The organism is Streptomyces sp. NPDC040432 (assembly GCF_055595445.1).
In genome coordinates, this window is sequence record NZ_JBVIVP010000022.1 from 24,296 (window position 1) to 36,065 (window position 11,770).

An 11,770-nucleotide genomic window follows, 5' to 3' on the forward strand; every position below is an offset into this window, starting at 1 on the left:
GGGGCGGGCCCGGACGGATCGCGACCGTATCGGAACCGTCGGCCGTTCGTTCGGACACGGCGATGTTTTAGCATCCGTGCCATGACTGACGGTACGGATCGCCCGCACAACCCCCAGCCCGACCCCGCCGCCGGGAGCGGCGGCGGTTACGGATTCCCGCAGGGGATACCCGGCGGGTACGGCGGCCGGCCGGACTCGGGGCAGCCGGGTGCCGGCCTGCCGGGGCCCGCGCAGCCCAATCCGTACCAACAGGAGCCCCCGCAGGGACAGCCGCAGCCCGGCCGGCCGCTGGGGGTGTTCCCGCCGGCGGAACCGTTCGCGCAGGCCGAGCCGTTCGCACCCGCACCGGCACCCGAGGCCTTCGCCTCGTCCTCGCAGCCGGACTGGCAGGCGATGGCCGACCGCAGCGAGGCGCAGCAGCGCAAGCGCCGGCTGTTGACCATCGGGATCGGGGCCCTGGCCGTGGTGCTGGTGGCCTCGGGCACGGCGTTCTTCCTGCTCAAGGGGGACGGGGAAGCCACGGACAAGCCGACGACGGCGGCCTCCGGCTCGCCGAGCCCGTCGGAGCAGTCGTCGGAGGCGCCCGAGTCGAAGGCCCCGGAGGACGACTCCCCCACCGTGGCCGGTGAGCCGAACCTGCTGCGCGACCGCAACGGTCGGATGGGCATCGCCCTGGGCCCCGGTGCCTCGCTGGGTGAACTCTCCAAGCGGACCGAGGTCAGGTTCAAGGGCACCGACGACTCGTACGCCCAGGGCGCCGAGGCGGCCGTGGACGTCACGAAGAGCTTCACCGTCTCGACGCGTGCCTACAACGTGGCCGAGACGGGCTCCCGGATGGCGGTGAGCCAGGGCGACGGGGTCTCGTACTCGTTCGAGCTGGGCTTCGAGGTCGTGAACGGCAAGAAGGCCTGGGTGTTCCGGGTTCAGACCGGGGACAAGGGCCAGGCGGCCACGGCGCAGCAGGTCGTGGTGGACAACGTCGAGACCGTACGGACCTGGGCCCTGTTGACGGGTACGTACGACGCGGAGAAGAAGACCATCTCGCTCTGGGTGGACGACAGGATGGTCGGCCAGGCGCAGGTCTCCGGCATCTGGGCGGGCCCCGGTCCACTGCAGTTGGGCCGGGCGCGCCACCACGGGATCTGGAGTGCCGCGTGGGACGGCCCGCTGGACCACATCCGGGTCTTCGGGCAGGCCCTGGGTCAGGAACAGATCACGGGGCTGAAGAACAACAAGCTCGACAAGAAGACCAAGCCGACGCACGCGTGGCTGATCTGATCCCCTGCCGGGATACGCCCCCCGGGGCTCCTACGGCCCCTGGGGTGGGCGCGGCGTCGACGTTCGTCAGAGGCTGACGCCGGCGTTGCGCAGGAAGGTCACCGGGTTGATGGCCGAGCCGTAGTTCGGGGTGGTGCGGATCTCGAAGTGCAGGTGCGGGCCGCTGGAGTTGCCGGTGTTGCCGGACAGCGCGATCCGCTGGTCGGCGCCGACCTTCTGACCGATCCTGACCTGGATCTTCGACAGGTGGGCGTACTGGGAGTACTTGCCGTTCGCGTGCTTGATCACGATGGCGTTGCCGTAAGCGGGGCCGTCACCGCCGCCGTTCGGGCCGGCCTTGACGACGGTGCCGGCGGCAGCGGCGGACACCGGGGTGCCCACGGGAACGGCGAAGTCCTGGCCGGAGTGCTTGTGCGACCACATGCTGCCGCCCTTGCCGTAGGTCGCGGAGAGCGTGTAGCGCTTGACCGGCTTCTTCCAGGCGGTGCTCTTGCCACCGGCGGCCTTGGTGGCCGCCTTGGCCTGCGCCTGGGCCTGCACGGCGACCAGTTCGGCGGTACCGGATGCGGCGGCCGGCGCCGTGTCGGCGATGGCCGCGTTCGCTCCGGCCCCGAGAGCCAGAACCGCACCGAGTCCGGTGGCGACGACGGCGATACGGGTACGACGGGTGCTGACGCGGTTCGCGGACATGTGCAGACCTCCGGGGCCGGGGACAAGGAAGTGAATCGGGCAAGAAAGGACCCGGCTCTGCGGCGCTGAAGCCGTCGGTGCCGGGCTTGCTCAACCTTGGTAACCCGGGCCCCCGGACTTCCCCAAACCTCCCCGTTACTACCCGGACTCGTAGCCGAGCGGAGGGCGATCTTCCTGTTGACGCCCCCCAGGCTGGGCCTGGAGGTGGACAAAAGGGACGTCAAAATCTACGAGAGGTCCTAGTAGGTCCGATTTGTTCTGTGCGGCTTGTCACCGGGCCCCAGCCCCCATTGAGACCCCGGTCACCACGACCAACACCCCACGCCCCACGGCGTATCCACACCCCCGCCCTCACCTGCCCACCCCGACCCCGAACACTCCCCACGACCACGACCCACCACGACGGCCCCGGGGCACCCACAGGCCGAGAGCCGGGGCCGTGGGCCAGAACCGGGGTCCCAGGGCTTGGGGGTCCGGGCAAGCCCACGGGCCGAGAGCCGGGGCTGCGGGCCAGAACCGGGGTCCCAGGGCTTGGGGGTCCGGGCAAGCCCTGGTCGGCCCAGGTCGACCCTGGTCGGCCTTGGTCGGCCCGGACGGCCCGGACGGCCCGGACAGTCTGCGGCGCGCCTCAGCCGGCCCGCTCCCCACGGCATGCGCCGGGGCCCGGCGCCCACCACCCAGGTGCAGGGAAGGGGGCGTGGCCCCGGCCCCTCCCCGCTACGCCGGCCGCCACCGCCACCGGGCTGCCGGGGGGCCGGCTCCGGGCACCGGGACGGCCCCGCCGCAGCCCGGGCAGCGAAAAGGGGCGGCCCCGGGACTCGAAGTCCCGGGGCCGCCCCTTCGTCCTGCTACCAGCGGCTAGCGCCTACGCACCCTTGGAGAGGTCCGGGCCCGAGCCCGTCGCCTCGATCGGGGGGAGGTCGGGCAGTGCCGACTTCTCCTCGCCGCGGAAGGTGAACTTGGCGTCCTCGCCCTCACCCTCCACGCCGACGACCACGATGTGACCGGGACGCAGCTCGCCGAAGAGGATCTTCTCCGACAGCAGGTCCTCGATCTCGCGCTGGATGGTCCGGCGCAGCGGGCGCGCACCCATGATCGGGTCGTAGCCGCGCTTGGCCAGGAGCAGCTTCGCGTCACCGCTGAGCTCGATGCCCATGTCGCGGTCCTTGAGGCGCTCGTCCACCTTGGCGATCATCAGGTCGACGATCTGGATGATGTCTTCCTGCGTGAGCTGGTGGAAGACGACCGTGTCGTCGACGCGGTTGAGGAACTCGGGCCGGAAGTGCTGCTTGAGCTCTTCGTTGACCTTCGCCTTCATCCGGTCGTAACCGGTCTTGACGTCGCCCTGGGCGGCGAAGCCCAGGTTGAAGCCCTTGGAGATGTCCCGCGTACCCAGGTTGGTCGTCATGATGATGACCGTGTTCTTGAAGTCCACGACCCGGCCCTGGGAGTCGGTCAGGCGACCGTCCTCCAGGATCTGGAGAAGGGAATTGAAGATATCCGGGTGCGCCTTCTCGACCTCGTCGAAGAGGACGACGGAGAACGGCTTCCGGCGGACCTTCTCGGTCAGCTGGCCGCCCTCTTCGTAGCCCACGTAGCCGGGGGGCGAACCGAAGAGACGCGAAACCGTGTGCTTCTCGCTGAACTCCGACATGTCGAGGGAGATCAGCGCGTCCTCGTCACCGAAGAGGAATTCGGCGAGCGTCTTGGAGAGCTCGGTCTTACCGACACCGGACGGGCCGGCGAAGATGAACGAGCCACCGGGACGCTTCGGGTCCTTCAGACCCGCACGGGTGCGGCGGATGGCCTGCGAGAGCGCCTTGATGGCGTCCTTCTGGCCGATGACGCGACGGTGGAGCTCGTCCTCCATGCGCAGGAGGCGGGAAGACTCCTCCTCCGTGAGCTTGAAGACGGGAATGCCGGTCGCGGTCGCGAGGACTTCGGCGATGAGCTCGCCGTCGACCTCGGCGACGACGTCCATGTCGCCGGCCTTCCATTCCTTCTCGCGCTTGGCCTTCGCGGCGAGCAGCTGCTTCTCCGAATCACGGAGCGAAGCCGCCTTCTCGAAGTCCTGGGAGTCGATGGCCGACTCCTTGTCGCGGCGCACGCCCGCGATCTTCTCGTCGAACTCGCGGAGGTCCGGCGGCGCGGTCATCCGGCGGATGCGCATTCGGGAGCCGGCCTCGTCGATCAGGTCGATCGCCTTGTCCGGCAGGAAGCGGTCCGAGATGTACCGGTCCGCCAGCGTCGCCGCCTGGACGAGGGCCTCGTCCGTGATGGAGACGCGGTGGTGGGCCTCGTAGCGGTCGCGCAGACCCTTGAGGATCTCGATCGTGTGGGGGAGGGAAGGCTCCGCCACCTGGATCGGCTGGAAGCGGCGCTCAAGGGCCGCGTCCTTCTCAAGGTGCTTGCGGTACTCGTCCAGCGTGGTGGCACCGATGGTCTGGAGCTCACCACGGGCCAGCATGGGCTTCAGGATGCTCGCGGCGTCGATCGCGCCCTCGGCGGCACCCGCACCCACGAGGGTGTGGAGCTCGTCGATGAACAGGATGATGTCGCCGCGGGTGCGGATCTCCTTGAGGACCTTCTTCAGGCGCTCCTCGAAGTCGCCGCGGTAGCGGGAACCCGCCACCAGCGCACCCAGGTCCAGGGTGTAGAGGTGCTTGTCCTTGAGGGTCTCGGGCACCTCGCCCTTGACGATCGCCTGGGCCAGGCCCTCGACGACGGCGGTCTTGCCGACGCCGGGCTCGCCGATGAGGACCGGGTTGTTCTTCGTCCGGCGGGACAGCACCTGCATGACCCGCTCGATCTCCTTCTCGCGCCCGATGACCGGGTCGAGCTTGGATTCACGAGCGGCCTGCGTCAGGTTGCGGCCGAACTGGTCGAGGACGAGCGAGGTCGAGGGGGTTCCCTCGGCCGGGCCGCCTGCCGTGGCCGACTCCTTACCGCCTCCGGTGTAGCCGGAAAGCAGCTGGATGACCTGCTGCCGGACCCTGTTGAGATCGGCTCCCAGCTTCACGAGGACCTGGGCGGCGACGCCCTCGCCCTCGCGGATCAGGCCGAGCAGGATGTGCTCGGTGCCGATGTAGTTGTGGCCGAGCTGGAGGGCCTCGCGGAGCGAAAGCTCCAGGACCTTCTTCGCCCGCGGGGTGAAGGGGATGTGGCCGGACGGGGCCTGCTGCCCCTGGCCGATGATCTCCTCAACCTGCTGGCGAACAGCCTCGAGCGAAATCCCGAGGCTCTCCAGGGCCTTAGCGGCGACACCCTCACCCTCGTGGATCAAGCCCAGGAGGATGTGCTCGGTGCCGATGTAGTTGTGGTTGAGCATCCGGGCTTCTTCCTGAGCCAGGACGACAACCCGCCGCGCGCGGTCGGTGAACCTCTCGAACATCGTTTATCGCTCCTCAGAGCGGTCGGGCAGTTCGGGGTCGGTCCCCGCCCTGTCCTACCGCATGCTAGTCCCGTGAGGCGGGACAGCTCATTCCAACTGCCGACATCCGTCCACGGCTCACCCCCACATCGGTGAGGAAAACCGGCTGTAAGAGCCGACTACTGCTCCAACCCGATCCTGCGAGACGATGTTCCCGCAGGCCAGGCAGATACCCGTCACACGTGTACGCCGATGGCGAACGGAAGCCGCCCAAATCAGCGTGTCGCCCCGATCCACTAGGAATGTCTTACCCGTAAGGACTGACACTCCATGCCGATGGGCGCGGTTCCCTCCGCTACGGGCGAACACGCTTGTGTCCCGAATGTGGGACTCCACTCTGCGGACGTTTACGTTCCGCATTGTTTCCGGCGCACTGCGTAACCCCGGGGCGTTCCACGGAGTTGCTCAGGCATGGCCGTCAGCTCCGTCAGCTCGATCAGCTCCGTCGGTGTGCCGCCGCCCCGCGTCCCGCCCGAGCGGGACGGGTGCGCCCCGTGGTCCCTCTGGTACGAGCGCGTCCTCGGCTGGAAGCTCGCCGCCGGGACTCCCGCACAGCTCGTCACCGGTCTCCGGTTCGACGTGCTGGAGCTGCCGGCGGACGCCGGGGCGGAGGTGCTGCGCAGGCCCGTGCCCACCGGTCCGGTGGCACTGATGGGACGCAGGATGCGCTTCCTGGTCGCTCCGGGCTCCGCCGAGGAGCTGGAGGGGCTGCTCGACTGGCTGGAGTGGGGCGGGGTGCCCCTCGACCTCACCGCCGTCGGTTCCGGGGGCAGGATCACCGCTCCCGTACCGCCGGGGTGGGCGCAAAGCCCTCGGGGGGCCGCCGTCTGGCTGCGGCCCCCCGAGCTGGGGTGCGAGGCATCGCTGCCGTCCCTGCCCGGTCCCGGGCAGGGCGCCGGTTCCGGACGGAGCTCCGGTCCCGACCTCGTACGGCTGGTGGCCGCGGCGGCGACGGAATGCCACCGCGCCCGCCTGTGGCGGCGTACGCCTCAGCCCCTGGCTTCGTAGGCCTCTCGGATCTCGGCCGGTACGCGGCCTCGATCGTTCACGCTGAGACCCTGGGCCTTGGCCCACGCGCGGATCTCGGCGGTGTCCGGGCTGCCGGAGGAAGCCGCGGCGCGGCCCTTCGTGCGGCCGGCGGACGCGCGCCCGCCGGTGCGGCGGCCGCTCTTGGCGTACGGGTCGAGCAGCCCGCGGAGCTTTTCAGCGTTGGCGGTGGTGAGGTCGATCTCGTAGGTCTTGCCATCCAGAGCGAACGTCACGGTCTCGTCCGCCTCGCCACCGTCGAGGTCGTCGACAAGAAGGACCTGAACCTTCTGTGCCACCGGATTTCCTTTCATCGAAAATGCAGTACGCGGAAAGGAAACCGCTTTTGCCAGGAAAACACAAACCCCCGGTGAGAGGTTCAGGACCTCAACAAGGCGGGAAACGTGCGCGATTCGGACATAGGCCACAGGGGGCCGGGGCCCGGAAAATGCCGCTGTGATCGTTCACAGGTGCAGAAGCATCCGACTGTTGCCCAAGGTGTTCGGCTTCACTCGTTCGAGACCGAGGAACTCGGCGACACCCTCGTCATAGGAACGCAGGAGCTCCATGTAGACATCGGTCTCGACCGGGGTCTCGCCGATCTCGACGAAGCCGTGCTTCGCGAAGAAGTCCACTTCGAAGGTCAGGCAGAATACCCGGCTCACCCCGAGCAGACGGGCCGTCTCCAACAACTTGGCGAGCACCTGGTGCCCGACGCCGGCGCCCTTCAACTCAAGGTCGACCGCGAGTGTGCGTACTTCCGCGAGGTCTTCCCACATGACGTGGAGAGCCCCGCACCCCACGACCTGCCCGTCACCGTCGCGTTCCGCGACCCAGAACTCCTGGATGTCCTCGTAAAGGACCACGGGGGCTTTGTCGAGGAGGATCCGCTGCTGCACGTACTGGTCGAGCAGGCGGCGCAGCGCCGGAACATCACGGGTGCGCGCTCGGCGGATGGTCACTGTTTTCACGTCTGCGGCGGAAAGCTCTCCCATACCCGGACGCTATCGCCCCGGCTCGGGTTCCTGCGCGCCGGACTCCCCTTCCGGTTCGGCGGGGGCGGGTGCCGGCTCGGGATCCGCGGGAGTACCGGCATCGTCGTGCTGAACCACGCGCATGGCATCGCGGAGGGCTTCGCGCTGTTCCGGGGACATCATGCCGAAGAAGGCCACGAGAGCGGCGGCCGGACTGTCACTGGTGGACCAGGCTTCGTTCATCAGTGCGGCCGAGTAGGCGGCGCGGGTGGAGACCGCCGTATATCGATAGGCGCGGCCTTCGGCTTCCCGGCGGACCCAGCCCTTCTGATGGAGATTGTCCATAACCGTCATGACCGTGGTGTACGCGATGGACCGTTCCTGCTGGAGGTCTTCCAGGACTTCCCGAACGGTGACCGGGCGGTTCCACTGCCACACCCGCGTCATGACGGCGTCTTCGAGTTCTCCCAAGGGGCGAGGCACAACAGCACGATAGTGCGGAATCGACCGAATTGCCCGACCATTCGTCGGGCAACGCGCGGCCAAACCCGTCGGGCGGCCCTCGCCGGGGCGCCCGCCGCGGCCGGTCGGGCCGCGGGTGGCGCCGTTACTTCTGCGGCTGCTGGGCGGCCTCGGCGCGGGCGATCACGGCGTCGACGGCGGCGTCTTCCTTGTTCTTGTTGGCACCGCCCTGGCTCTTCACGATCGTCACGACGAGAGCGATGAAGAACGCGGCCATCACGACGGGGGGCACGAGAGCGGATACGTAGTCCATGCCCCCAGCGTAGCCAGTGCCGGGTATGGAAGGAGCTGCCGGGTCGCGGTGTCCGACACGGCCTGCGGCACGGGCGTCGCGGGCCTGATCCGCGACGCCCGTACCGCACGTGACGCGTGGGCTCCGCCCGTGCGGACGGCCCTCAGCCGACGGCGCGGCCGGCCGCCGGGGGCGGGGTGGGCTTGCGGCGCGGCGGGAAGACCTCGCCGGGCGTCGGGACGGGTCGGGCCGGCTGCGCGGGGCGCGGCTCCTGCGGCTTGCGGTCCGGCGTCGGCTTCGGGCCGGGCTGTCCGGGGGGCGGGGAGCCGGCGGAGCGGTGTTCCTCGCGCCCGCCGGCCAGGGCCAGCAGCCGGGTGCGGGGTGCCGGCGCGGCGGCCGACAGGCGGCGGCGCACGGAGCGCTCCGCGATGGTCCGGGCCCGCGCCAGGAGGGCGGCGGCGACGGGGTTGCCGCGCAGGGCGCGCAGGGCCGCGAGGTCGTCGGGGACCGGCTCGTACCCGGCGGCCAGGGCGTCCTGGAGCAGCTCCAGGTATCCGGGGAGACTGCCGGGGAGGGCGTCCCGGTAGCGGGCCAGATCGGCCAGCAGGAAGGCTCTGAGCCGGCCCGCCTCCGCCACCGCGTCGTCCACCGACGCCGCGAGGCGCAGGCAGTCCTGGACCTCGGCGGCCGTCAGGGGGGCCGAGGAGGGCTGGAGGGCGTGGGCGAGGAGGCGCCTGAGCACGAGCAGCTCGGCGGCGCCGAACGCCATGCCGCCGCGGGATCCGTAGGGCGTGGGCATGCGCCGAAGATACGCCTAATCGGACAAAATCCCCTTATGGTGGGGAATTTCGGCGCGGCGGGAACCGCGGCGGGACTGCGGCCGGACCGAGACGGGGCCTCGGCGAGGGCCTCGGCGGTGCGGCGTGTTCCGGGACCGGTCGACCACCGAACCGTCCACCGCCCGCCCCGGCACGTTCCCGGACGGGCTCTCGGGCGGTCTCTCCGGGCGGTTTCGGAGCTGGTTCCGGGCGGCTGTCAGCCGGTCGTCTTCACGGACCGCAGGAAATCGGCCCAGGCGGCGTGGGTGGTGGCCATCACGAGGTGCGCCGGGTCGGCCCGGTCCGCGACCCGTACGAGCTTCCCCGGGGCTGCGGCGACGTAGACGCAGGCGTCCCCGTCGCCGCAGTAGGACGACTTCTGCCAGGCCGGCCGGGCGGCGTTCTCGGTCATGGTGTCTCCTCCACCGTGGAGTGGGTTCGTGTGGTTCTCGACCGGCACGCTATAGCCGGTGGAGTCGCACTCCGGCCATTTCCGTCAAAATCACAGCGCAAAAATTACCAACGCCGTACGCGGGGGCCGCGCCCCGGGTATCCGGGCGAAATGCGGAGGGCACGATCCGGGGCGTCGTTCCGGCCCTCGCCGTCACAGCGGGTGCGCCCGATCCCGGTGATCGACGCGCCGAGGCGGACGCCGGGCGGGCGGGCCCGGTCCTGGTTCGCCCGGGACGGGCTCGGGACCCCCACCACGGGGATGACGGTGAGGGCGATGGGCCGCATCCACGCGCCGGCGCCCCCACCGCGCGGGGCGTCCACCTCGGCCGATGCGACGGGCGTCGAAGGGACGAGTGTCAACGGCGCGCGGGGTGACGTGAGTTCGGCGGTCCGTCGTCGGCAGCGTTGCGTTCGGGGACCGGTACCCGGAGGTGAGGCCGCCGGGCGCACGACGGCCCCCGCCCGGGGTGCGGGCGGGGGCCGGTGGGCGGAGGCGTCGCCGTCGGTGCCGGGCGACCGGTGCCGGGCCTCGGCGTCGGCTCCGGCGTCGGCTCCGGCCTCGGCGTCAGGCGAACTTGGGCGCGTTGCGTTCGTACACCAGCCGCAGGCCGATCAGGGTCAGCCAGGGCTCGTGGTCGTCGATCGCCGAGGACTCGCCGAGGACGATCGGGGCGAGCCCGCCCGTCGCGATCACGCGGACGTCGTCCGGGTCGCCGCCCGGACCCGCGAGCTCCTTGGCCATGCGGGCGACGATCCCGTCGACCTGGCCCGCGAACCCGTAGACCACGCCCGCCTGCATGGCCTCGACCGTGGACTTGCCGATGACGTTCCGCGGCCGGGCCAGCTCGATCTTGCGCAGTTGCGCCCCGCGCACGCCGAGCGCCTCCATCGAGATCTCGATGCCCGGGGAGATCACCCCGCCCACGTACTCGCCCTTCGCGGACACCGCGTCGAAGGTGGTGGCCGTACCGAAGTCGACGACGATCGCCGGGCCCCCGTACAACTCGGCGGCGGCGACCGCGTTCACGATGCGGTCCGCGCCGACCTCCTTCGGGTTGTCCATCAGGATCGGCACGCCCGTCTTCGTGCCGGGCTCCACCAACACCGCCGGGACGTCGCCGTAGTAGCGGCGGGTGACCTCGCGCAGCTCGTGCAGGACGGAGGGCACCGTCGCGCAGATCGCGATGCCGTGGATGCCGTCGCCCAGCTCCGTGCCGAGCATCGGGTGCGTCCCCATCAGGCCCTGCATCAGGACGGCCAGTTCGTCGGCCGTCCGGCGCGGGTCGGTCGAGATGCGCCAGTGCTCGACGATCTCGTCACCGTCGAACAGGCCCAGGACCGTGTGGGTGTTGCCCACGTCGATGGTGAGGAGCACCGCTTACACCGCCTCGCGCAGGTCGAGCCCGATGTCCAGGATCGGCGAGGAGTGCGTCAGGCCGCCGACCGCCAGGTAGTCCACGCCGGTCTCCGCGTAGCCGCGCGCCGTCTCCAGGGTGAGCCGGCCCGAGGACTCCAGGGTGGCGCGGCCCGCGACGAAGGCGACGGCCTCCTTGGTCTGCTCGACGGTGAAGTTGTCCAGCAGGATCAGGTCGGCGCCCGCGGCCACGACCTCGCGGACCTGGTCCATCGTGTCGGCCTCGACCTCGACCGGCACCTCCGGGAAGGCCTCGCGCACGGCCTTGAAGGCCTGCGCGATGCCGCCCGCGGCGATCACGTGGTTGTCCTTGACGAGCGCCGCGTCCGACAGCGACATGCGGTGGTTGACGCCGCCGCCGCAGCGGACCGCGTACTTCTCCAGGGAGCGCAGGCCGGGCGTGGTCTTGCGGGTGTCGCGGACCTTGGAGTCGGTGCCCTCCAGGACGTCCGCCCAGCGGCGGGTGGCCGTCGCGATGCCCGACAGGCGGCACAGGATGTTCAGGGCGCTGCGCTCGGCGGTCAGCAGGTCCCGGGTGCGGGCGCGGACGGACAGCAGCACGTCGCCCTTCGCGACCCGGTCGCCGTCCTCGGCGTGCCGCTCGACCTCGAAGGACTCCGTGCAGACGACGGAGAACACGGCCTCGGCGATGCGCAGTCCCGCCACCACGCCGTCCTCGCGGGCGACGAAGTCGGCGATGGCCTCGGCCTCCTCGGGGACGGTGGCGACGGTGGTGACGTCGACACCGCCGTCCAGGTCCTCGGACAGCGCCATGTGCGCGATGTCCTCGACCTCGATCGGGTCCAGGCCCGCGTCCTCCAGCAGCTGTGCCAGCGCCGGGTCCAGGCCGGACTCCTCGCCCTCGCCGCAGCCGCAGTCGTCGCCGCAGCCGCCTTCGTTCTGGTCGATCAGGGGAAGTTCGGGGGTGCTCAC

The 11,770-nt window shown here is 70.5% G+C and carries 12 protein-coding genes; 2 read left to right on the plus strand and 10 right to left on the minus strand.

Features of this window, described 5'->3' with window-relative positions; genetic code table 11:
• Window positions 1-81 precede the first annotated feature (81 nt).
• A complete protein-coding gene (locus ACZ58N_RS31240) occupies window positions 82-1,278 on the plus strand; it encodes a LamG-like jellyroll fold domain-containing protein (RefSeq protein ID WP_471166667.1) in 1,197 nt (398 codons plus the stop codon).
• 66 nt (window positions 1,279-1,344) lie between these two features.
• Here the strand turns inward: ACZ58N_RS31240 and ACZ58N_RS31245 are convergent, their stop codons facing one another.
• Together ACZ58N_RS31245 and ACZ58N_RS31250 are read right to left on the minus strand one after the other, a co-directional pair.
• A complete protein-coding gene (locus tag ACZ58N_RS31245; protein WP_471166669.1) occupies window positions 1,345-1,968 on the minus strand; it encodes a M23 family metallopeptidase in 624 nt (207 codons plus the stop codon).
• A gap of 865 nt (window positions 1,969-2,833) precedes the next feature.
• Window positions 2,834-5,359: an ATP-dependent Clp protease ATP-binding subunit gene (locus ACZ58N_RS31250; RefSeq protein WP_471166671.1), complete on the minus strand. Its 2,526-nt coding sequence runs from the start codon at window positions 5,357-5,359 to the stop codon at window positions 2,834-2,836.
• Between the two features lie 450 nt (window positions 5,360-5,809).
• Between ACZ58N_RS31250 and ACZ58N_RS31255 the strand changes: the two genes are divergently transcribed.
• Window positions 5,810-6,406 (plus strand): SCO3374 family protein, encoded by a 597-nt coding sequence (locus ACZ58N_RS31255; protein ID WP_471166674.1) that lies wholly within the window; start codon window positions 5,810-5,812, stop codon window positions 6,404-6,406.
• On the opposite strand, the gene ACZ58N_RS31260 is transcribed toward ACZ58N_RS31255, so the two are convergent.
• The 8 genes from ACZ58N_RS31260 to nadC form a co-directional block, all read right to left on the minus strand.
• Window positions 6,388-6,723 (minus strand): histone-like nucleoid-structuring protein Lsr2, encoded by a 336-nt coding sequence (locus ACZ58N_RS31260; RefSeq protein ID WP_281211103.1) that lies wholly within the window; start codon window positions 6,721-6,723, stop codon window positions 6,388-6,390. The genes ACZ58N_RS31255 and ACZ58N_RS31260 overlap by 19 nt on opposite strands.
• A 165-nt stretch (window positions 6,724-6,888) precedes the next feature.
• Window positions 6,889-7,419 (minus strand): amino-acid N-acetyltransferase, encoded by a 531-nt coding sequence (locus tag ACZ58N_RS31265; protein WP_471166678.1) that lies wholly within the window; start codon window positions 7,417-7,419, stop codon window positions 6,889-6,891.
• Window positions 7,420-7,428: 9 nt separating this feature from the next.
• A complete protein-coding gene (locus ACZ58N_RS31270) occupies window positions 7,429-7,881 on the minus strand; it encodes a BlaI/MecI/CopY family transcriptional regulator (protein WP_471166681.1) in 453 nt (150 codons plus the stop codon).
• Window positions 7,882-8,005: 124 nt separating this feature from the next.
• Complete coding sequence (locus ACZ58N_RS31275; protein WP_362882126.1) at window positions 8,006-8,173, minus strand: hypothetical protein; 168 nt, start codon at window positions 8,171-8,173, stop codon at window positions 8,006-8,008.
• A gap of 142 nt (window positions 8,174-8,315) precedes the next feature.
• Window positions 8,316-8,951 (minus strand): hypothetical protein, encoded by a 636-nt coding sequence (locus ACZ58N_RS31280; RefSeq protein ID WP_471166683.1) that lies wholly within the window; start codon window positions 8,949-8,951, stop codon window positions 8,316-8,318.
• A 236-nt stretch (window positions 8,952-9,187) separates the two neighbouring features.
• Window positions 9,188-9,382 carry a DUF397 domain-containing protein gene (locus ACZ58N_RS31285; protein WP_471166686.1) on the minus strand — a complete coding sequence of 65 codons (195 nt, stop codon included), beginning with the start codon at window positions 9,380-9,382 and terminating at the stop codon, window positions 9,188-9,190.
• 606 nt (window positions 9,383-9,988) lie between these two features.
• Window positions 9,989-10,798, minus strand: coding sequence for a type III pantothenate kinase (locus tag ACZ58N_RS31290; RefSeq protein ID WP_471166689.1), 810 nt, complete (start codon window positions 10,796-10,798; stop codon window positions 9,989-9,991).
• A 3-nt stretch (window positions 10,799-10,801) separates the two neighbouring features.
• Complete coding sequence (nadC, locus tag ACZ58N_RS31295) at window positions 10,802-11,770, minus strand: carboxylating nicotinate-nucleotide diphosphorylase (RefSeq protein WP_471166691.1); 969 nt, start codon at window positions 11,768-11,770, stop codon at window positions 10,802-10,804.

Excerpts from the sequence above, each read along its gene's own strand:
- ACZ58N_RS31240 (WP_471166667.1), top strand. The coding sequence starts at position 82 with ATGACTGACGGTACGGATCGCCCGCACAACCCCCAGCCCGACCCCGCC.
- ACZ58N_RS31245 (WP_471166669.1), bottom strand. The coding sequence starts at position 1,968 with ATGTCCGCGAACCGCGTCAGCACCCGTCGTACCCGTATCGCCGTCGTC.
- ACZ58N_RS31250 (WP_471166671.1), bottom strand. The coding sequence starts at position 5,359 with ATGTTCGAGAGGTTCACCGACCGCGCGCGGCGGGTTGTCGTCCTGGCT.
- ACZ58N_RS31255 (WP_471166674.1), top strand. The coding sequence starts at position 5,810 with ATGGCCGTCAGCTCCGTCAGCTCGATCAGCTCCGTCGGTGTGCCGCCG.
- ACZ58N_RS31265 (WP_471166678.1), bottom strand. The coding sequence starts at position 7,419 with ATGGGAGAGCTTTCCGCCGCAGACGTGAAAACAGTGACCATCCGCCGA.
- ACZ58N_RS31275 (WP_362882126.1), bottom strand. The coding sequence starts at position 8,173 with ATGGACTACGTATCCGCTCTCGTGCCCCCCGTCGTGATGGCCGCGTTC.
- ACZ58N_RS31280 (WP_471166683.1), bottom strand. The coding sequence starts at position 8,951 with ATGCCCACGCCCTACGGATCCCGCGGCGGCATGGCGTTCGGCGCCGCC.
- ACZ58N_RS31285 (WP_471166686.1), bottom strand. The coding sequence starts at position 9,382 with ATGACCGAGAACGCCGCCCGGCCGGCCTGGCAGAAGTCGTCCTACTGC.